The 20,885-nt window shown below is 72.5% G+C and carries 16 protein-coding genes and 1 pseudogene; 8 read left to right on the top strand and 9 right to left on the bottom strand.

Translation table 11 applies throughout. The features are described from left to right. The first annotated feature begins 19 nt into the window (after positions 1–19). Genes N8I84_RS18575 through N8I84_RS18565 form a run of 3 tightly spaced genes read left to right on the top strand, consistent with a single transcriptional unit; the run spans position 20 to position 2,912 of the window. The gene (locus tag N8I84_RS18575) at positions 20–1,585 is read left to right on the top strand and encodes a 4-coumarate--CoA ligase family protein (RefSeq protein WP_263230590.1); all 1,566 of its coding nucleotides are present in this window, start codon (positions 20–22) and stop codon (positions 1,583–1,585) included. Beyond that, the gene (locus tag N8I84_RS18570; RefSeq protein ID WP_263230589.1) at positions 1,582–2,319 is read left to right on the top strand and encodes an enoyl-CoA hydratase family protein; all 738 of its coding nucleotides are present in this window, start codon (positions 1,582–1,584) and stop codon (positions 2,317–2,319) included. Before N8I84_RS18575 ends, N8I84_RS18570 begins: the two co-directional genes overlap by 4 nt. Continuing rightward, positions 2,307–2,912 (top strand): TetR/AcrR family transcriptional regulator, encoded by a 606-nt coding sequence (locus N8I84_RS18565; protein WP_263230588.1) that lies wholly within the window; start codon positions 2,307–2,309, stop codon positions 2,910–2,912. Before N8I84_RS18570 ends, N8I84_RS18565 begins: the two co-directional genes overlap by 13 nt. A 176-nt stretch (positions 2,913–3,088) precedes the next feature. On the opposite strand, the gene N8I84_RS18560 is transcribed toward N8I84_RS18565, so the two are convergent. Next, positions 3,089–4,189: a citrate synthase 2 gene (locus tag N8I84_RS18560; protein ID WP_263230587.1), complete on the bottom strand. Its 1,101-nt coding sequence runs from the start codon at positions 4,187–4,189 to the stop codon at positions 3,089–3,091. Between the two features lie 428 nt (positions 4,190–4,617). Between N8I84_RS18560 and pdxH the strand changes: the two genes are divergently transcribed. Next, positions 4,618–5,256, top strand: coding sequence for a pyridoxamine 5'-phosphate oxidase (pdxH, locus tag N8I84_RS18555; protein ID WP_263234803.1), 639 nt, complete (start codon positions 4,618–4,620; stop codon positions 5,254–5,256). Positions 5,257–5,626: 370 nt separating this feature from the next. On the opposite strand, the gene N8I84_RS18550 is transcribed toward pdxH, so the two are convergent. Beyond that, entirely contained in the window at positions 5,627–6,565 is a 939-nt protein-coding gene (locus N8I84_RS18550; protein ID WP_263230586.1) for a sigma-70 family RNA polymerase sigma factor, read from the bottom strand. A 10-nt stretch (positions 6,566–6,575) separates the two neighbouring features. Further along, positions 6,576–7,766, bottom strand: a complete 1,191-nt coding sequence (locus N8I84_RS18545) for an NAD(P)/FAD-dependent oxidoreductase (protein WP_263230585.1) — start codon at positions 7,764–7,766, stop codon at positions 6,576–6,578. 284 nt (positions 7,767–8,050) lie between these two features. Between N8I84_RS18545 and N8I84_RS18540 the strand changes: the two genes are divergently transcribed. Continuing rightward, entirely contained in the window at positions 8,051–9,289 is a 1,239-nt protein-coding gene (locus N8I84_RS18540; protein ID WP_263230584.1) for a hypothetical protein, read from the top strand. Between the two features lie 135 nt (positions 9,290–9,424). Here the strand turns inward: N8I84_RS18540 and N8I84_RS18535 are convergent, their stop codons facing one another. Together N8I84_RS18535 and N8I84_RS18530 are read right to left on the bottom strand one after the other, a co-directional pair. Continuing rightward, positions 9,425–10,279, bottom strand: coding sequence for an alpha/beta fold hydrolase (locus N8I84_RS18535; RefSeq protein ID WP_263230583.1), 855 nt, complete (start codon positions 10,277–10,279; stop codon positions 9,425–9,427). Between the two features lie 744 nt (positions 10,280–11,023). Then, the gene (locus N8I84_RS18530) at positions 11,024–11,716 is read right to left on the bottom strand and encodes a metal-dependent transcriptional regulator (protein ID WP_263230582.1); all 693 of its coding nucleotides are present in this window, start codon (positions 11,714–11,716) and stop codon (positions 11,024–11,026) included. Positions 11,717–12,012: 296 nt separating this feature from the next. Between N8I84_RS18530 and N8I84_RS18525 the strand changes: the two genes are divergently transcribed. Next, positions 12,013–12,801 carry an SIS domain-containing protein gene (locus N8I84_RS18525; protein WP_263230581.1) on the top strand — a complete coding sequence of 263 codons (789 nt, stop codon included), beginning with the start codon at positions 12,013–12,015 and terminating at the stop codon, positions 12,799–12,801. Between the two features lie 15 nt (positions 12,802–12,816). Here the strand turns inward: N8I84_RS18525 and N8I84_RS18520 are convergent, their stop codons facing one another. The 4 genes from N8I84_RS18520 to N8I84_RS18505 all read right to left on the bottom strand — a co-directional run bounded on the left by N8I84_RS18520 (position 12,817) and on the right by N8I84_RS18505 (position 17,452). After that, on the bottom strand, positions 12,817–14,208 hold the full coding sequence (locus N8I84_RS18520) for a PAS domain-containing protein (protein ID WP_263230580.1): 1,392 nt from the start codon (positions 14,206–14,208) through the stop codon (positions 12,817–12,819). Between the two features lie 148 nt (positions 14,209–14,356). Next, positions 14,357–15,943 (bottom strand): transporter, encoded by a 1,587-nt coding sequence (locus tag N8I84_RS18515; RefSeq protein WP_263230579.1) that lies wholly within the window; start codon positions 15,941–15,943, stop codon positions 14,357–14,359. Beyond that, positions 15,940–16,731, bottom strand: a complete 792-nt coding sequence (locus tag N8I84_RS18510) for an ABC transporter ATP-binding protein (protein ID WP_263230578.1) — start codon at positions 16,729–16,731, stop codon at positions 15,940–15,942. The genes N8I84_RS18515 and N8I84_RS18510 overlap by 4 nt, the downstream gene beginning before the upstream one ends. A 67-nt stretch (positions 16,732–16,798) precedes the next feature. Further along, positions 16,799–17,452 (bottom strand): bifunctional DNA primase/polymerase, encoded by a 654-nt coding sequence (locus N8I84_RS18505; RefSeq protein WP_263230577.1) that lies wholly within the window; start codon positions 17,450–17,452, stop codon positions 16,799–16,801. Positions 17,453–17,793: 341 nt separating this feature from the next. On the opposite strand from N8I84_RS18505, the gene N8I84_RS18500 reads away from it, so the two are divergent. Together N8I84_RS18500 and N8I84_RS18495 are read left to right on the top strand one after the other, a co-directional pair. Beyond that, complete coding sequence (locus N8I84_RS18500; RefSeq protein ID WP_263230576.1) at positions 17,794–19,176, top strand: transcriptional regulator; 1,383 nt, start codon at positions 17,794–17,796, stop codon at positions 19,174–19,176. A 261-nt stretch (positions 19,177–19,437) separates the two neighbouring features. Continuing rightward, a pseudogene (locus tag N8I84_RS18495) lies at positions 19,438–20,878 on the top strand (hypothetical protein). The last annotated feature ends 7 nt before the right edge of the window (positions 20,879–20,885 follow it).

Here is a 20,885-nt window from a genome sequence, read left to right as displayed (position 1 = left end):
GCCGGCGCGAGGAGGAACAGTGTTCCGCAGCGAGTACGCAGACGTCCCGCCCGTCGAACTCCCCATCCACGACGCCGTGCTGGGCCGGGCCGCCGAGTTCGGCGAGCTGCCCGCGCTGATCGACGGCACGGACGGCACCACCCTCACCTACGAACAACTGGACCGTTTCCACCGGCGGATCGCGGCCGCGCTCGCCGAGGCGGGTGTGCGCAAGGGCGACGTGCTCGCGCTGCACAGCCCGAACACGATCGCCTTCCCGCTCGCGTTCTACGCGGCCACGCGCGCCGGTGCCTCCGTCACCACCGTGCACCCGCAGGCCACGGCCGAGGAGTTCGCCAAGCAGTTGCGGGACTCCGCGGCCCGCTGGATCATCACCGTCTCACCGCTCCTTCAGACGGCCCGCCGCGCCGCCGAACTCTCGGGCGGCGTCGAGGAGATCCTCGTCTGCGACAGCGCGCCCGGCCACCGGTCGCTGATCGACATGCTGGCCTCCGCCGCGCCGGAGCCCCAGGTCGTCATCGACCCGGTGCAGGACATCGCCGCGCTCCCGTACTCGTCCGGGACGACCGGCATCCCCAAGGGCGTCATGCTCACCCACCGCCAGATCGCCACCAACCTCGCCCAGATCCGGCCTCTCATAGGCACGGGGCCCGGCGAGCGCATCCTCGCCGTGCTGCCCTTCTTCCACATCTACGGCATGACGGCTCTCATGAACGCCCCCCTGCGGCAGGGCGCCACCGTCGTCGTGCTGCCCCGCTTCGACCTGGACTCCTTCCTCGCGGCCATCCAGGACCATCGCATCACCGGCCTGTACGTGGCCCCGCCGATCGTGCTCGCCCTCGCCAAGCACCCGGTCGTCGCCCAGTACGACCTGTCGTCGCTGAAGTACATCATCAGCGCCGCGGCGCCCCTGGACGCCAAGCTCGCCGTGGCCTGCGCCGAGCGCCTCGGCCTGCCGCCCATCGGCCAGGGGTACGGCATGACGGAACTGTCCCCGTGCACCCACGTCGTCCCCCTCGACGCCCGCGACGCGCCCCCCGGCACCGTCGGCAAACTGGTCCCCGGCACCGAGATGCGCGTCCTGTCCCTCGACGACCCCGACAAGGACCTCGGCGTCGGCGAGGCCGGCGAGATCGCCTTCCGCGGCCCCCAGGTGATGAAGGGCTACCTGGGGCGGCCCGAAGCCACCGACGCGATGATCGACCGCGACGGCTGGCTGCACACCGGGGACGTCGGGTACGTCGACGCCGACGGCTGGCTGTTCGTCGTCGACCGCGTGAAGGAACTCATCAAGTACAAGGGCTTCCAGGTGGCCCCCGCCGAACTCGAAGCCCTCCTCCTCACCCACCCCCGCATCGCGGACGCCGCCGTCATCGGCGTCTACAACGACGACCACAACGAGGTCCCCCACGCCTTCGTCGTCCGCCGGGCGGGCGCTGACGACCTCTCAGAGGGCGAGGTCATGATGTACGTCGCCGAACGCGTCGCCCCCTACAAACGCGTCCGCAACGTCACCTTCATCGACGGCGTGCCCCGTGCCGCCTCCGGGAAGATCCTCCGCCGGCAGCTCAGGGAGCGGATATGACCGACCTCGTCCGCACCGCCCACGACCGCGGCATCAGCACCCTCACCCTCGACTCGCCCGGCAACCGCAACGCCCTGTCGGCCGCACTCGTCGGCGGCCTGGCCGACGCGCTCACCGCCTGCGGCAAGGACCGCGACGTACGCGCCGTCGTCCTCACCCACACCGGCACCACCTTCTGCGCGGGCGCCGACCTGCGCGACCCACCGCCCCCGGAGGCCCTGGTCGGGCTGCTGCGGCAGATCGTCGAGCTGTCCCGACCCGTCGTCGCCCGGGTGACCGGGCACGTACGGGCGGGCGGCCTCGGCCTGCTGGGCGCCTGCGACATCGCCGCCGCGTCCACCGCGGCGACCTTCGCCTTCACCGAGGTGCGCATCGGGGTCGCCCCCGCCGTGATCTCCCTGCCCCTGCTGCCGCGTACCGACCCCCGCGCCCTCACCCGCCACTACCTCACCGGCGAACGCTTCGACGCCCCCGAAGCCGTACGCACCGGCCTGCTCACCGCCGCCGGCGACGACGTCGACCAAGTGCTCGAACCCATGCTCGACGGACTGCGGCGGGCCGCACCCCAGGCCCTGGCGGAGACCAAACGACTCCTCACCGCTACTGTGCTGCAGACCTTCGACCGGGACGCGGCCGACCTGACCGCGCTCTCGGCCCGGCTGTTCTCCTCCCCGCAGGCCCGCGAGGGAATGACGGCCTTCCTGGAACGACGGGACCCCCAATGGGTGGTGTGAACACAGTCGAACGCGAGCGCGTGCCCAAGCAGGACCGCAGCCGGGCCACCCGGCAACGGCTCCTCCAGGCCGCCGTGGCATGCCTCGCCGACCACGGGTGGGCCGGCTCCACCGTCCTGGTCGTCGCCGAACGCGCCGGCGTCTCCCGGGGCGCCGCCCAGCACCACTTCCCGACCCGGGAGGACCTGTTCACGGCGGCCGTCGAGTACGTCGCCGAGGAGCGCTCCACCGCGCTGAGGGCCCTGTTCCCGCACGGGGCCGCCGACCGCCGAGCGGTGGTCGCGGCCCTCGTCGACCTCTACACCGGGCCGCTGTTCCGGGCGGCCCTGCACCTGTGGGTCGCCGCCTCGAACGAGGAGCAGCTGCGCCCCCGTGTGACCGAGCTGGAGGCCCGCGTCGGCCGCGAGACCCACCGCATCGCCGTCGACCTGCTCCGCGCCGACGAGCGGAGGCCGGGCGTCCGTGAAACGGTCCAGGGCCTGCTGGACATGGCCCGCGGCCTGGGCCTCGCGAACCTCCTCACCGACGACGCCGCCCGCCGCGAACGGGTGGTGGCGCAGTGGGCGGCGCTGCTGGAGGAGACGCTGGGCTGAGGACAGCCCAGGCCGCGCCGTCGTCAGTGCGGGAGGTTCCGGGCCGCGCCGTCGTCAGTGCGGGAGGTTCCGGGCCGCGCCGTCGTCAGTGCGGGAGGTCGCGGGCCGCGCCGTCGTCAGTGCGGGAGGTTCCGGGCCGCTCGCCGTCAGCGCGGGAGGTTCCGGGCCGCTCGCCGTCAGTGCGCGATGTCCGCGTACCCCTCGATCTCCTGCGGGCTGCGCGACCCCGGACCCACATAGCGGGCCGACGGACGCACCAGGCGGCCCGTGCGCTTCTGCTCCAGGATGTGCGCCGACCAGCCGGCCGTACGGGCACACGTGAACATCGACGTGAACATGTGCGCCGGCACCTCGGCGAAGTCCAGCACGATCGCCGCCCAGAACTCCACGTTCGTGGCGAGGACACGGTCCGGACGGCGGTTGTGCAGCTCCTCCAGAGCCGCCTTCTCCAGCGCCTCCGCGATCTCGAAACGCGGCGCGCCCAGCTCACGGGCGGTACGGCGCAGCACGCGCGCCCGCGGGTCCTCGGCCCGGTACACCCGGTGGCCGAAGCCCATCAGCCGCTCGCCCCGGTCCAGGGCCTGCTTCACGTACGCCTCCGCGTCCCCGGTGCGCTCGATCTCCTCGATCATGCCGAGGACCCGGGAGGGCGCACCGCCGTGCAGCGGCCCCGACATGGCACCCACGGCCCCCGACAGCGCCGCGGCCACGTCCGCGCCCGTGGAGGCGATCACCCGCGCGGTGAAGGTGGAGGCGTTCATGCCGTGCTCGGCAGCCGACGTCCAGTAGGCGTCGACGGCCGCGACGTGCTTCGGGTCCGGCTCGCCCCGCCAGCGGATCATGAACCGCTCCACGACGGACCGCGCCTTGTCGATCTCCCGCTGCGGCACCATCGGAAGACCCTGGCCGCGCGCCGACTGGGCGACGTACGACAGCGCCATGACGGCGGCCCGGGCCAGGTCGTCGCGGGCCTGTTCGACGTCGATGTCCAGCAGCGGTTTCAGGCCCCACACCGGGGCGAGCATGGCCAGCGCGGACTGCACGTCCACGCGGATGTCGCCGGAGTGCACCGGGATCGGGAACGGCTCGGCGGGCGGCAGTCCGGGGTTGAAGGCGCCGTCCACGAGCAGCCCCCACACGTTCCCGAACGAGACATGGCCGACCAGGTCCTCGATGTCGACGCCCCGGTACCGCAGGGCACCGCCCTCCTTGTCCGGCTCGGCGATCTCCGTCTCGAACGCGACGACTCCCTCGAGCCCGGGTACGAAATCGGACATCAGGCGGCTCCTCGTGATGTGTACGGCGGAAAGGGTGCGCCGCCCCGGCTCCACGGTCTGTAGCGGTCGTTCTCGAAAACTCGCGGTCCGAAACGGTCACCCCGGTTGATGCCCCGATCGGTCGGCGGTCACCCAACCCGAACGGCATCTGCACGATATCCCCGAGTGCCACCTTTGGGGAGACCAAGCGGCACTCAGTGCCACACAGTGATGAACCGCACTCTCGCCGTGCCCGCCGTCCACAAGCCGCCGAGGGCCCCGGGAACGTACGGCAAGATGACGACGTGACCGACCGCTACCCGGACGAACCCGCAGCCCAGCACCCCGTTCACCCTGCCGCCAAATCCACGACGGACCCGGTTATCGAACCCATCGTCGAACACGCGGCCGAAGGTCCCGCCGAGGACCTGTCCGCCAACCCCGCAGAAATGCGAGCCCACTACCGCGCCGAAGGCCTCGACGAATCCGCCCTCGCACCCCACCCCATGGACCAGTTCGCCCGCTGGTTCAAACAAGCAGCCCAGGCCGCCATCGCCGGAATGATCTACGAACCGAACGCGATGGTCGTCTCCACCGCCGACGCCGAAGGACGCCCCAGCTCCCGGACCGTCCTGATGAAGCAGTACGACGAACAGGGCTTCGTCTTCTACACCAACTACGACTCCCGCAAGGCACAGGACCTCGCCGCCAACCCCTACGTCTCGCTGCTCTTCCCCTGGCACCCCATGGCCCGCCAGGTGATCGTCACCGGCACCGCCCGCCGCACCGGCCGCGAGGAGACAGCCGCCTACTTCCGCACCCGCCCCCACGGCTCCCAACTCGGCGCCTGGGCCAGCTCCCAGTCCTCGGTCGTCTACTCCCGCGCCGAACTCGACGCCACCTACCGGGAACTCACCGCCCGCTACCCCGAGGGCGCCCAGGTCCCGGTCCCCCCGCACTGGGGCGGCTTCCGCATCGCACCCTCGACGGTCGAGTTCTGGCAGGGCCGCGAAAACCGCCTCCACGACCGCCTCCGCTACGTCGCGGAACCGGACGGCACCTGGCGGGTGGAGCGCCTCAGCCCCTGATCCGGTGCCCGGAAACGCAGACGACCCGCGAGCTCAGGTCCTCCGCCAGAAGACGAAGGAGCCGGCCGGACGTACCGGCGAGCCCGCGGGCCGGGTGACTGCGTTGGATTGGCCGGCTGCGCGCATCTCGCACGCGCTGGTCCGGCGCCGAACTGAGTACGACGGCGGGCCGCTAGCCCGCAGTCACCTCACGCGTCCGGTTGTCATACATCTGCCGAACCACCTCCCTTCCGTGTACCTCACACCCTAAGAAGCGGTTGGAACGTAATCAATCGGTTTTTCGAGATGTTGACGGCGCGGGTTCTGGGCGGGTGTCGAAGCCGTACGCGTCGCCTCGCCGCAGGTGCCACAGGTTCCCATGGGAGACGTCTCACCATGCGCTGATGACGGGCGCGTCGGGTTCGTGCCGCCGCCAGGCCTCATCGAGGCGCGCGAGCCGGTCCGCGGCGGCGATGCCGCGCAGATACGCGATCTTGCCGTCGCTCACTTCGAACGCCACGGCACCCACGACCCGGCCTTCGACCACGGCGATGACGGCCGGGGAGCCGTTGACCAGCGCGATGTGGAACGCGGGGGAGCCGCCGGCCAGCCGCCGCTTCGCCGGAGTGGGCTTGAAGCCGGCCCGCACGTAGGAGGCGATGCGCTCGCGCGTCGTGTACCGCAGCAGCCGCCTGGCCAGTCCGTATCCGTCCGAGACCGCGGTCGCGTCGGCGGTGAGCATCGCCACCAGTCGTTCGGTGCGCCCCGACGTGGCGGCGACGAGGAACTCCTCGACGATCCGGCGCGCGGACGCGGGGTCCACCTCTCCGCCGCCGCGGCGCTCGGCGGCGACCCGGCGTCGGGCCCGGTGGACATGCTGCTGGCTCGCGGACTCGGTGATGTCGAGGATCCCCGCGATCTCGGAGTGGGTGTACGAGAAGGCCTCGCGCAGGACGTAAGCGGCCCGCTCGACCGGCGAGAGGCGCTCCATGAGGGTCAGTACGGCCAAGGACACCGATTCGCGCTGCTCGAAGGTGTCGGCAGGGCCGAGCATCGGGTCGCCCTCGAGGAGTGGCTCGGGCAGCCAGGCACCGGCCGCTCGCTCGTGGCGCGCCTGCGCCGAGCGGAGCCGGTCGAGGCAGAGATTGGTGACGACCTTGGTCAGCCACGCTTCCGGCACCTCGATGTGTTCCCGGTCCGCGGCCTGCCAGCGCAGGAAGGTGTCCTGCACGGCGTCCTCGGCGTCGGCCGCCGAGCCGAGCAGACGGTACGCGAGCGAGGCCAGCCGGCCCCGGCCGGCCTCGAATCGATCGATGGCTGCGCTGTCCATGCGCTGGAGCCTATGCGGCGGCCTTCACACCGGCCCGGTCAGGCGCGGTGGCCAGACGGCGCCGGCGCTTCGGCATGCCGAAGGTAGGGTGGGCGATGCCCCACCCGGCTCCCTTGAGCACGCCCGACTTGAGCCACGCGGCGGTCCGGCCGCCCAGGTACCAGGACTTCGACCGGACGTCCTCATCCACCATCTGGAAGATCGCGTCTCGCCGCCCGAGGCTGATGTGGTTGCCGTGGTACTTCAGCCCGACGGTCGGGACCTCGCCGCCCGTCAGGCGTGCGACGATCGCGGCGGTCGCCTGCATGTTGGTGTAGCCGGCCGAGGCGCACGACATCGGCAGTGGCCGGCCGTTGTCGCCGATCGCGTAGGCGCAGTCACCGGCGGCGTAGACGTCCGGGTGCGAGACCGACCGCATGGTGCGGTCGACGACGATCTGGCCCGTCTCGGCGACCTCCAGGCCGCCGGCGGCCGCGATGGGATGCACGGTGAACCCGGCCGACCACACGGTCACGTCAGCAGGGATGGACGTACCGTCGGCGGCGATCGCCCGTTTCGGCTCGACGGCTTCGATACCGGTGTGCTCGTGGACGGTGATGCCGAGCCGGTCGAAGGCCTGGCGCAGGTGGCGGCGGGCCTTCGGGGAGAGCCAGGCGCCCAGCTCGCCGCGGGCGGCGAGCGCGACCGAGAGGTCGGGCCGGGACTCGGCGAACTCGGTGGCGGTCTCTATGCCGGTCAGCCCCTCACCGACGACCAGCACGGTGCCGCCCTCGCCCAGGCCGGACAGGCGCTCGCGCAGGCGCAGCGCCGATGACCGGCCGGTCACATCGAAGGCGTACTCGGCCACGCCGGGCACGCCATGGTGGGCCACGGAGCTGCCGAGCGCATAGAGAAGCGTGTCGTACGGGAGCTCGCCGTCGCCGTCCTCGCCGGTCAGGGCGACGGTCCTGCGCTCGGGGTCGACGCCGGTGACGCGCGCCAGGCGCAGCCGCACCCCGGTGCCCGCGAATACGTCGGCGAGCCCCCGGAACGTGAGGTCCTGGCCGGTCGCGAGCTGGTGGAGCCGCATCCGCTCGACGAAGTCGGGCACGGCGTTGACGACGGTGATCTCGGTGTCGGCGGGGGAGAGCCGGCGGGCCAGGTTTCCGGCGGCGAAGGCCCCGGCGTATCCGGCGCCGAGTACGACGATGCGGTGCTTCATGGCGATGCTCCTGTCTCGTTCGCGTGCCCCTTGAACGAGACGGCGCCCCGATTGCTGACAGGAGCCAGGTGTGACGTGGGTCACCTGAAGCAGGGCGAGCGGCTGAGCCTCCGACAGGTGCCTGACGGTGGCAGCAGACTCGATTCCTCCGGTGACAGAGCTGTGACACGACAGCCCGCAACTGGCTGCCGGGCCGGTCGGTCCAACTGTGCGTGACGACGACACACTGCCCGCCGTCACCGAGCGCGGCGACACCGCGCGACACGCGCACCCGGGGGAATACGTTGAACACGCTTGCACACAAGGTCCGTTCGTCGGTCGCGGTCTCGGGGACGGTCCTGCTGCTGGCCGCCGCGGGCTTCGGCCTCGCGCCGGCCGCTTCCGCGGACGGATCGCAGCCGCCGATGCTGGCGGTCGCCACCGCCGCGCCCGCGGAGGTCGGACTGGGCGGCCTGCCGGTCGCCTTCACCACCAAGGTCGCCAACACCGGCTCGTACGACACCTCGTCGGCACGGCTGATCTACGAGGTCGACGGGGGAGCCGGCCTGCCGCCGAACGCCGTCAGCCTGCAGTACCGGCTCAGCGGCACGGCGTGGAAGACGGTGCCGCTGACGTACGCCGACCACAAGTTCTCCGGCGAGATGCCCGAGACCTTCCCGCTCGCCGCGGGCAAGTCCCGCACCGTGCAGCTGCGCATCGGGGTGCCCATGGGCACCCCGCACGACGGCGACACCAACGGCGGCACCCAGCAGCTGAAGCTGACCACTTTCGTCTCCTACGGCGCCTCCGGAGCAGCCACCGACCGCGACGACGACACCATCAAGGTCGACGGCCTCAGCACCGGGCTGTCCGGCGTCCCCGCCACCGTGACCGCCGGCGGCCCCGCCGTCAGCTTCGAGGCCACGGTGACCAACCCCACCGCGTCGAGGTACGAGAACGTCACGGACACGCTGATCACCAGCAGGTACGCCTCCGTGCAGGTACTGCGCTCCGGGACCTGGAAGACCCTCACGCCGGTCACGTCGAACGCCGAGGCCGAGGTGTACGGGTTCGACGTGATCGGAAAGGACGCCTCCCTCGCCGCGCACAGCAGCACGGCCGCCAAGGTCCGGGTGACCTACCGCAAGGACGCGCCCACCGGGAAGGCCACGTTGCAGCCCTGCGCATTCGTCAACGAGGGGTCGATACCGTTCCGCGGCACCACGTTCTGCGGAGGGCAGGCGACCTTGACGGTGCTCGCGGCGGGCTCCACCGGCTCCACCCCCGGGGGCACGCCCACCCCGACCGCCTCCGCGACCCCGACCGCCTCCGCGACACCGACCCCCTCCACCTCGCCGTCCACCTCGACCGCGGCCCCGTCCGCGACCTCGGGCACGACCTCCGGCACGTCCGGGGCGAGCTCGCAGCTGGCCAAGACCGGAAGCGGCGGGACGTCCACGATCGCCGCAGCGGCCGGCGCCTTCCTCCTGGCCGGAGCCGGGGCGCTGGGCGTCGTGGTCCTACGCCGCCGCACGAGGGCCTGACTTCGGAAGCAGCACAGGCACCTCCCGTCCAGCCGGTACGGGAGGTGCCTGTGCTCGGCCGGCCGCCTGGACGGCTCGGCGAGGACAGCCGCTGGTCGTCATGCCGGCCGGGCGGCCGGAGAGGCCCGGTGGCGCTCAGGGAGACAGCACGGCGGTAAGGAACGGCTCGATCGCGGCTCGCCATGCCTCCGGCTGGGCGTGGTGGAGGAAGTGGTCGGCGTCGGGGACCTCCGCGTACTGGCCGTGGGGGAGGACGCGGACCATCTCCTGGGCCTCCGCGCGGCCCAGTTCGCCGTCCAGGCCTCGGACGACCAGGGTGGGGCAGCGCACCTGCGCCAGTTCCTCCCAGTGCGCGTCGTACACCCAGGTCTCGCGGGACCTCAGCATGTGCTCTGGTTTGAAGACGGGGCGCCAGCCGTCCGGGGACTCGGTCATCACCTCGACGTAGAACTCGCCGCGGGCGGGGTTCGGGCGTTCGACCCAGGGGTCGTCCTCTCCGAACCACTTGCGTACGTCGGCGAGTGTGGCGAAGGGGAGGGGCCAGGACTTGAACCAGTTCTCCCATTCGCGCTGGGAGGCGGCGCCGAGTGCGGAGGCCCGCATGTCGCAGATGATCAGCGCGCGTACCAGGTCGGGGCGTTTGGCGGCGAGCTGCCAAGCGGTCAGGGCGCCCATCGCGTGGCCGATGAGGACGGCCGGGGCGAGGCCGAGTTGTTCGAGAGCGGCTTCTGCGTCGTCGATGTAGGCCTCACGGGTGTAGCCGTCGGCGGGCTTGTCGCTCTGGCCGTGGCCGCGCTGGTCCAGAGCGACGGCGCGGTGCCGTTCGGCGAGCAGGCGGGCGGTGGGCGCCCAGTGCGAGGCGCGGCCCATGAGCCCGTGCAGTAACAGCAGGCCCGGCGTCTGCTCGCCGTCGCCGGTCTTGGGCGGGTCGGCGAACTCCCATGCGGCGAGGCGTACGCCGCCCGCTCCGGTCACGTCGATGCGACGCATCGTCCTGGCACCCCCCTGCTCGGCCGGGACCGCTCGCTTCCGCGTCGGGCGGTCGGTCCGCGCGCTTTTCGTACTGGTCGTACTTCCGCTGTCGTGCTGCTTCTGCTGGTGTCGGTGGGCACCGCCGCCGGGTGTCGCCGCCGGGCGGTGGTGCCAGTGCTCGCTGTGTGACGGACGCGTCATCGGTACAGCGCCCGGCCTGGCGAGATCATCACCGCCCACGCTATCGAATGACTATTCGAAACCGCCGTTTCCCGCGGCAACACCCCACCTTCGAGTGACCTCCCTCGAGGATTGGCCGCCGTCTGCGCGGGGAGATCTTCTGCGGGAGGCGGACCGCTCGGGGAAAACCGGTCCGAGGGGGCGACCCTGAGAGCTCGGGGCTCCGGGTCGAAACAGGGGAGGACAGGCCCCGGCGCCGATGGGTGCCGGGGCCCTCCCCAGGTCCGGGGTCGCGTCCGGGGCACATCCTCCCTCCCCTTCCCGGCCGTTGACATCGCTGCCATCTCCGGCCAAGAGCCCTCAGGTCATATGCCTCACGCGACAGCCTCGCATGCGAACGGTCCGAGCGCTGCGATTCCGCTCACTGAATCTTGATTGCAGTACGATCGCGGAATCATCACAACCGCCCCAGAACGTACATGAGTTGTGGAGGGCCGGGTGGGGTGAGGGGGACACGGCTGGACGGAGGAGCAAGAGGGACGGAGAGGGGGCAAGAGGTCCTGTGGGGCCTCGGTGCCTGTGTCAGGGCTTGGCCACGAAGACGTGGGACGCCACGTCCGCCTGCAGCTCCGCCGCCTCGCCGCCGCTGCCGACCAGGACACCGCCCGCCGACTCCGTCACGCTGACCACCGAGCCGGGCTGCACGCCCGCCCGCCGCAGCGTGTACATGAGCTGCGCGTCCGTCTGGATGGGCTCGCCGATACGGCGTACGACGACCGTCTTGCCGTCCGTGCCCGGGTCCAGGTCGGCCAGCGAGACCATGCCCTCGTCAAGGAACGGGTCCGCCATCTCCTTCTCGCCGAGCTCCTCCAGGCCCGGGATCGGGTTTCCGTACGGCGACTCGGTGGGGTGGCGCAGCAGCTCCAGGACGCGGCGCTCGACCGCCTCGCTCATCACGTGCTCCCAGCGACACGCCTCGGCGTGCACCTGCTCCCACTCCAGCCCGATCACGTCGACCAGGAGGCACTCGGCGAGGCGGTGCTTGCGCATGACGCGGGTGGCCAGGCGGCGGCCCTCGTCCGTGAGCTCCAGGTGACGGTCGGCGGCGACCGACACCAGGCCGTCGCGCTCCATTCGCGCCACCGTCTGGCTGACGGTCGGGCCGCTCTGGTCGAGCCGCTCGGCGATCCGGGCGCGCATGGGGACCACGCCTTCCTCCTCGAGCTCGAGGATGGTGCGGAGATACATCTCCGTGGTGTCGATCAGTCCGGACATACGTGCCCCTCGAAGAGATCTGCCGGAGGCTCGACTGCTCACCGGCGTGTGCGCTGGCCCTGGATTCAATTCTGACTCATCCCACTGACAACCGGGGCGCGGCGAGTGGACCACGGGCTGCGGGGCGCGTCGGCACGGCTCCCGGCGCGCCTCAAGGGGGGCCGCGAGCCGAGCCCCGACCGCGCACCATCCCCCGGGTCGCGCAGCCCCGGCGCCGGGCGGGCCGTATTGACATCCCGCTGGTCCAGACCGCAACGTGATCCGCGACACGGGCCGACTTCGAAGGGGCGTCGCCGATGAGCGCAGGGCCGAGCGGTGGGCAGCCGCGGGGCGGGAGCACGTCGGCGGAGCGGTTCTTCGACGCGGCGATCGGGCTGCTGCGGCGCGTGCGGGACGAGGACGCGGAGGAGATCGCGGCGGCCGGCACCTTGATCGCGGACACCGTGGCCGCGGGCGGCCGGCTGTTCGCCTTCGGTGCCGGGCACTCCTCGCTGGCCGCGCAGGACCTGGTCTACCGCGCGGGCGGCCTGGCCCTGATGAACCTTCTCGCGGTGCCGGGAGTCGTCGGCGTGGACGTCATGCCGACGACGCTGGGCTCCGCGCTGGAGCGGGTCGGCGGCCTGGCGAGCGCGGTCCTCGACACGAGCCCCCTGCGCTCCGGCGACCTCCTGGTGATCATCTCCCTGTCCGGCCGCAACGAGCTGCCGGTGGAGATGGCGATGACCGCCCGCGCGCGCGGCATCAAGGTCATCGGCGTGACCTCGGTGGCGTACGCGGCGGAGACGAAGTCCCGGCACGCCTCCGGCACGTACCTGAAGGACCACTGCGACCTCGTCCTGGACTCGAAGATCGCGGTGGGGGACGCGGAGCTCACCCTCGACACCATCCCGGCGCCCTTCGCACCCGCCTCCACCGTCGTCACCACGGCCCTGCTGCAGGCGGTCATGGCCACGGCGGCCGGTGTCCTCGCGGAGCGCGGCATCGAACCGCCCCTGCTGCGGTCGGGGAACGTCGACGGCGGTCATGAGTGGAACGCCCGGGTACTGACGGAGTACGCCGACCGGATCTTCTACCGCCAGGCGTAGCCGCGTCCCACGGCCCTACTTCGCGGCCCGCCCGGTCACCACGTCGGACAGGTCCAGCGCCGCGGCGATCCGTACCGCCACGTCCTCCGCGTACACCGCGTCCACCCGCTCGAACCGGCTGCGCCCGGCCCCCCGCAGGAATGTCACCACACCCAGCGTCCGCCCCCGGCTGCGCAGCACCGCGCACAGGGCGTGCACCGCGTCCGCGGGCCACTGCCGGGCCAGCGCCCACGCGCGCGTCTGGGCCGGGTCGGCGGCGCCCGCGTCGGCGCGTACGGTCCCGGAGCGCTCCACGCACTGCAGGGCGGGATGGCCGTCGTCGTACCGCACCGGCAGTCCCGCCTTCCCGGTGAGCATGCTCGGGCCGGGGGCTCCGGACGGCGTCTCGGCGGCCCGCACCAGCCGTACCGGTCCCGCCCCGTCCGCCACCCAGCCGCCCGCCACCCGGTCGATCAGGGCGTGGTCGGCGAATCCGGCGAGGGCGAAGTCCAGATGGATCGTGGCCGCCTCGCCGGGGTCCTCGCACTCGGCGGCCGCCCGCGCGGCTCGGTGCAGCTGGTTGGAGCGGAAGCGCAGCAGGGCCGCCTCCTGCTCGCTCTGCTTGGTCTCGGTGACGTCCTGGAACAGCCACCCGACCCCGAGCGGGACCGGCTCCTCCGCCAGCGGTGAGGCCAGCCGCAGGAACCCGCTCCGCCAGCACCGCCGCTTCTCGCCGTCCGCGGTCCGCACGCTCACCCAGATCTCGGCGGGCGCCGGCGGCGCCCCTTCGGCGAGCACATGGGTCAGCGCGCTCTCCAGCTCCTCGACGCCCCGTGCGAGCAGGTCCCCGAGGGGCCGTCCCAGCACGGCGGTACGCCCGATGCCGAGCGCCCGGGCCGCGTGGGCGTTGACGACGGCGGGCCGCAGGTCCGCGTCGACGAGCACGACACCCCAGCTCGCGTCCTCGAAAAGGGCCTCGCTGAGCGCGATCGACCGTTCCAGATCGATCTGCGCGTGCACCTCGCTGAACGCGCAGTACACACCCGCGGGTTTGCCGTCGGGCCCGCGCACCGCCGCGGACTGGGTCCGTACGAGCACCCGCCCGCCGTCCTTGGTCAGCAGCGCGAACTCGTGCACCTGCCGCCCGGAGGCCTGCATCGCGGACATCAGCCACGCCTCGACCTCGGCCGCGTCGGCGCTGCGCACGGCCCACCCGGCGAAGCCGCGCCGCCCCACCGCCTCGGCCGCCGACCACCCGAGAATCCGCTCGGCCTCACGGTTCCAGTGGGTCACGACCCCGTCCGCGTCGAAGGCGCACAAGGCCGCGTCCATCCCGTCGAGGAGCGCGGCGAGAAGATCCGAACCATCCCGCTCCGGCTCGTCCGGCACCGGCTCGTCCGTGGTCCCCCTCCGCCGGGAAGCACTCACCCGAACCCCCCTGCAGCCTGCGCGTCCGCCCATACGGCACGCTCGTCCGCTCTCTCGACCACATTCAACTCGACCGTGACCCAGCCCACATCTCCTTCACAAAAGATTGGGCGAAATCCTTGCGCCGCGGGTTCCCGTCTCCTGGGAACTAGCCCTTGCTGACCGCCGCCAGGATCTCCGGCAGCCGGCGGGCCGTTCGGGGGGCCGCGAGGCGGAGGCCGAGGAGGGTGATCAGGGCGCCGTAGGCGGCGCCCGCGGGCAGCAGGAGCCAGGTCCAGTCGTCGCCGTTCGCGGTGACGTTGAGCCAGATCGTCGCCGCGATCACGGGCGCGGAGAGCAGGGCGGCGGAGACCATGCCGCCGAGGATGGAGATCCAGGCGAGCCCCGCCTGCCCGGGGACCACGTTCTTGTAGCCCTCCTGCGGTATCGAGTACGGGAAGCGGGCCGAGGACCAGGCGCCGGTGGCCAGCATCGCGCCGAGCAGCGCGAGGGACAGTCCGAGAACCTCGGGCAGCCTGTCCCAGGTGCCGAGCAGGGCGGTGGTGGCGACGGTGACGAGGGCGGCGTACGGCAGGGTGATCAGCAGCAGGGCCAGCGCCCGGCCGCGCAGTTCGGCGTGGGCGTCGCGGTTGGAGGAGATCGTCATCGCGACCATCCAGAACGCGGAGGTGTCCTGCCCGAACTGGTTGTACATCTGGATGCCGAGCATGCCGGCCGCGAAGCAGGCGAAGTAGACGGAGCCGGTTCCCTGGAGGGCGTTGAAGACGGGCACGATCAGCCCGATGGCCAGCGACGTCACCCACGCCGCCTTCGTCTTGGGGTCGCGCCAGACATAGCGCAGGCTGCGCTCGGCCACCGTGCCGGTGCGGCCCGCGGGCAGCAGCCGGGACAGGCCCCTGGAGGCCCGCTCCCGGGGCCCCGGTTCGGCGGCCTGGAGCGTGGAGGAGTCCGGTGCGGTCATCAGCTTCGTGAGGTTGCGCGACCACACGGCCAGCAGGCCCGCCAACGCGACCGCGCTCAGCGCGAGTTGGGCGGCCGCGACGCCGTACGACCCCTTGCTCGCGGAGTCCACGGCGCCGATCGCGGAGGCGGGTGGCACCCAGCGCACGACGTCGCCCACCGGCCCCAGCCGCGACAGCCCGGCCATACCCAGCTCGCGGGCGCCGAAGTTGACGAGCTGCGCGCCGACGGCGACGACCAGCCCGCTCAGTACGGCGAGGTCGCGGCCCTTGCGGCTGGTCAGCAGGCGGATGTTGGCGGCGGCGACGGCCCGCGCGAGGGTGACGCAGACCAGCAGCGTGAGCACGACGGCGACGACCGCGGTGCCGTACGCCGCCGCCCCGTGTGCCACGGAGATCACCGAGCCGACGGCCATGCAGAGCGTGAACAGCGGCCCGATGCCCACCAGGGACGCCACCAGCAGGGCCCGGACGAGGGGCCCGGGGCGCAGCGGCAGCATCGCCAGGCGAGTGGGGTCGAGCGTCTCGTCGCCGCTGGGGAAGAACAGCGGCATCACCGCCCAGCCGAGCGCGACGACCTCGATGCCGAGCACGGCGACGGAGGCGGCGTGCGCGTTGCCGCGCAGCAGGATCAGGCCGAGCAACTGGGTGGCGGCGAACAGCAGGACCATGACGAGGGACGTGACGTACGCGGCGCGCCGCCCGGCGGACCGCCGCAGCCCGTTCCGCAGCAGGGACAGCTTCAGCCGTACGACGACGGCCGTCAGACCGGTCATCGGGCGCCGCCGCCGAGCCAGTCGAGGTCGGCGCCCGCGGTGCGGCCGTGCGCGCCGACCAGCTCCAGGAACGCCTGCTGGAGGGTGGGCGCGTCGCCGCGTACGTCGGCCAGCGGGCCGTGCGCGCGGATGCGGCCCGCGGCCATGACGGCCACCCAGTCGCACAGCGACTCGACCAGCTCCATGACGTGGGAGGAGAAGACGACGGTGGCGCCGGAGGCGGTGTACCGCTCCAGGACGCCGCGGATGGTCTGCGCGGAGACCGGGTCGACGCCCTCGAACGGCTCGTCCAGGAAGAGGACTTCGGGGTTGTGCAGCAGCGCGGCGGCGAGGCCGATCTTCTTGCGCATCCCGGTGGAGTAGTCGACGACGAGCTTGTGCTGGGCACCGGCCAGATCGAGGACGTCGAGGAGCTGGGTGGCCCGCTTGTCGACCTCGGCGCCGGGCAGTCCGCGCAACCGGCCGGTGTAGGCGAGGAGTTCGCGCCCGGACAGCCGCTCGAAGAGCCGCAGCCCTTCGGGCAGCACCCCGATACGGGCCTTCACCTGGGCCGGGTCGCGCCACACGTCGTGCCCGACGACCTCGACGGTGCCGCGGTCGGGTCTGAGCAGCCCGGTGACCATGGACAGCGTGGTGGTCTTCCCGGCCCCGTTGGGCCCGACCAGCCCGATGAACCGCCCGGCGGGCAACTCGAGATCGACCCCGGCGACGGCGACGTGTTCCCCGAACCGCTTCCACAGGTCATGCACGCGTACAGCGGCAGGAGCGGTCACTGTTCCCTCGTTCATGTGAGAACCCTACGGCGCGGGGGCGCCCCTGGAAGGGGCGCGGGACAGTGCCTGTATACGGCTCCGCCTACCGATCCCTGCCGCACGCATAGGCCAACGGCGACACCAGTTCCTCCGCGTCCGGCAGCCACCGGTTCGCGGACGTGGGCCGCCGCGCCCACTGCACGGCCCCCCGCGATCCGAACCGGGTGGGCGGCGCGGCGACGTACGCGCCCTCGCCGAGCGTGACCAGGTCGAGTGAGGCGGCCTGCCAGCCCAGTTTGCGCAGCAGGTCCGGCACCTTCGCGGACGCGCCCGGCAGTACGAAGAACTGCATGCGCCGCGCCGGCGTCAGCGTCACCGGACCGAGCGTCAGCTCCATGCGCTCCATGCGCGCGAGGGCGAGGAAGCCGGCGGTCTCCGGGACGTCGATCGCGTCGAACGTGCGCCCGGTGGGCAGCAGGATCGACGCGGTCGGCCGCTCGGACCACAGACCGCGCGCGACGGTGGCACTGCCGGTCGCCTGCGTCGCCCAGTCGTCGCGTGCCGGGTGCGCTCCGGGCGCGGGACACGCGGACTGACCGCAGGAGCAGCGGTGCATCCCGTCGACGGCATCCAGCCAGGTGCCGGGGAACACGTCCCAGTGACGCTCCTCGACGTAACGGACGGCGGCGTCCAGGAGCGATTCGCCGCGCTGCTTCGGGATGTGGGCAGCTTCAGGGCCCGCGATGGTCTCTTCCACGATGAACTCAACTCTAGCGATCACCGGGGGTTACGCCCCGCTCACCGGGGGCCGTCTCGATGTGGACCGATGCTTTTTGAGCACGTCCTTTTCATCCCACATGCGCCGGGGAGGAGCACCGTCCCCGCGGGTGGGGCGCATGGATGCACGGGTGGGGGCGCGCACGGGGAACCGCGGCGGGGGCTGGGTATCCAGGTGGGGGGTGCGGGACCAGCCTTTACCCCGGCAATCTTCGCATGTCTCGCATCAGAGGAATGTCCGCTGGGCATCGATCTTCAAGGCCGGATCTTTTCGCTGCACCGGCCACTCGGCGAACCGAGCCAGGAAGTAGGGGGTACGCCATGGCCGCCAGGCCTCTTGTCGCGCGGCAGCCGAACGAACGACTGCAGGCGCTCATTCAGGAAGCGGGCTGCTCGAACGCGGGACTCGCCCGCCGGGTCAACATGTGCGGCGCGGAGCACGGCCTCGACCTGCGCTACGACAAGACGTCCGTGGCTCGTTGGCTGCGCGGACAGCAGCCGCGGGGCCGCGCCCCGGGGATCATCGCGGAGGCGCTCGGCCGCAAACTGGGGCGCACGGTCACGATCGACGAGATCGGCATGGCCAACGGCAAGAACCTCGCGTCGGGCGTGGGCCTGCAGTTCTCGCCCACGGTGCTCGGAGCGATCGAGCAGGTCTGCGAGTTGTGGCGCAGCGACGTCGGACGCCGGGACTTCCTGTCGGGGTCCTCCGTCGCGGCCTCCGCGCTCGTCGAGCCGAGCCGTGACTGGCTGATCTCCGGGCCGGACCCGCAGGTCGCGCGGTCGGCCGGGCCACGGGTGGGTCAGTCGGACGTGGACGCGGTGCGGGCCATGACGCAGGCCCTGGTCGAACTGGACCACCAGTACGGCAGCGGGCATGTGCGGCCGGTCGTCGTGCACTACCTCAACAGCGTCGTCTCCGGGCTGCTGGCCGGGTCGTACCGGGACGCGGTGGGACGCGAACTGTTCGGGGCGGTCGCGCGGTTGACCGAGCTCGCGGGGTACATGGCGGTCGACACCGGACAGCCGGGCCTCGCGCAGCGGTACTACATCCAGGCGTTGCGGCTCGCGCAGGCGGCCGGTGACCGGGGGTACGGCGGCTATGTGCTCGCCGCGTCGATGAGCCACCTCGCGGCGCAGCTCGGAAACCCGCGTGAGATCGCGCAGTTGGCGCGGGCGGCGCAGGAGGGGGCGCGGGGGCGCGTGACCCCGCGCGCGGAGGCGATGTTCTACGCGGCGGAGGCGCGCGGGCATGCGCTGATGGGCGATGTGCGCGCCACGCAGATCGCGTCCGGGCGGGCGGTGACGGCGCTGGAGTCGGCCGACGCGGCGTCCGGGGACGATCCGGCGTGGATCGCACACTTCGACGAGGCGTACCTGGCGGACGAGCTGGCGCACTGTCACCGGGATCTGGGGCAGGCGGAGGCTGCGGCCCGGCGGGCGGAGGAATCACTCGCCGGGCATCCCGAGTCCCGGGCCCGGCGGCGGGCGATCGGGCTGGTGCTGCTCGCCACCGCGCAGGTGCAGCAGCGGGAGGTGGAGCAGGCGTGCCACACCGGGTTGAAGGCCGTGGAACTGCTCGGCACGCTGCGCTCCAGTCGGGGGGCGGAGTATCTCGAGGACCTGCAGCAGCGGTTGGAGCCGTATCGGGAGGAGGCCGTGGTGCGGGAGTTCGGGGCGCGGCTGGATCTGGCAGCCGCGTGACGCCTCCGGCGGTTGCGTGACGTCACCGGTGGTTGTGTGACGTGCCCGGGGCCAGGGGTGCCGTCGCGGGGCTCCGCCCCGGGCCCCGGGGGTATCGCCGTAAGGGTGACGGATGTCTCGTTGGTGCGGATCGTTCGTGGCTGGGCGCGCAGTGCCCCGCGCCCCTGTGGGGCGCCTCCCCCTGTCCGGCGTAGCACTGGTCAGGGGGACCCGGTAGCGTGAGCCGACGATTCCGAAGGTCCCCCATTCGTAGGAGTCCCGGTGACGCAGAGTGGACAGGGCGAGGAGCCCTCGGCGCAGCCCGCGCGCGAAGGCATCGTGCTGCCCTCCGACGGCGGCGCGCCCCTGCTGCCGGGCCAGATGGGCGGAGTGAACGGTTCCATACCCCCGGCGCAGGCACCCGCGCCCGGCCCCACCGGCGGGCAGGCATGGGGACAGCCCTGGGGGCCGGGGCAGGCTGCCCAGCACCAGCACCAGGAGAACCAGAACCAGCAGTGGGGCACGCAGCCGTCCTGGGAGGGCTCGGACCCGCGCTCGGTCTGGGGCAGGCAGCCGTCGGCCGGCTCGGGACAGCCGCTGCCCCCGCAGCAGAGCGCCGGTGCCGGGCCCCTGCCCCCGGCGGCCGGCTCCGCCGACGAAGGCGCCACGCAGTACCTGCCGCCCGTCGCCGCCGCCCCGAACGAGGGTGCGACGCAGTACATACCCCCGGTGGCCGCCTCTCCCGACGAGGGGGCCACCCAGTACATCCCGCCGATGGGCCCGGGCGCGCTGCCCCCGGAGATGCCTGCCGACCAGGCCACCCAGATCCTCGGACGCGCCGCCGGTCCGCTGCCGCCCGCCGCCGACCCCGACGCCCAGGCCACGCAGTACCTTCCGCCCGTGCCCGGCCAGCCTTACGCCGTGCGGCCCGGGGCGCCCGGCGCGCCCGGGCAGGCGCCGCCGCCGAGTTCGACAACCTCTTCCGTGACGGCGCGGGTGGGTTCGCCGCATCCACCCAGCACCTGCCGCGGTTCGACGGCGCGGACGCCCCGGCGCACCCGGGGGCCGGGAGGCCGACCAGCGTGGTGGCCGTACCCGCTCGCGCGTCCCCCTCATCGCGGCCGTCGGCGTCGGCATAGTCGTCCTCGGGATCGGGGCCGGCGCCCTGCTCAGCGGTGGTGGCGGCAGCGACGGCAAGAGCGACGACAGCAAGTCCGTCGCCGCGACCGGGCCCGCTCCGGACGCCTCGGGGTCGGGTGCCGCCGACCCGGCCCGGGCGCAGGCCGTCGCCCTGGACAAACTCCTCGCCGACAGTGGCAACAGCCGCGATGCGGTGATCAGGGCGGTCGCGAACGTCAAGGCGTGCCAGAACCTCGACCAGTCGGCCGGCGACCTGCGGGACGCGGCCAAGCAGCGCAACGACCTGGTGAGCCGGCTGTCCGGACTCCAGGTCGAGAGGCTCCCCGACCACGCCGCGCTGACCGCCGCGCTCACCAGCGCCTGGAAGGCGTCCGCGTCCGCCGACACCCACTACGCGGCCTGGGCCGACCAGGTCTCGGGCAAGAAGGGCTGCAAGACGGGCCAGGCGCGCGTGACCCCCCAGGCCCAGGCGGGCAACCGGGACAGCGGCACCGCCAGCGCCCAGAAGGCGAAGGCGGCACAGATATGGAACGTCATCGCGCAGAAGTACGGCCTGACCGAGCGCCGGCCGACGCAGCTGTGAGCACGGC

This window comes from Streptomyces cynarae, assembly GCF_025642135.1.
Taxonomy (GTDB): Bacteria; Actinomycetota; Actinomycetes; order Streptomycetales; family Streptomycetaceae; genus Streptomyces; species Streptomyces cynarae.
Note: the sequence above shows the minus strand (reverse complement) of the source record. Positions and strands in the feature narration are given on the sequence as shown.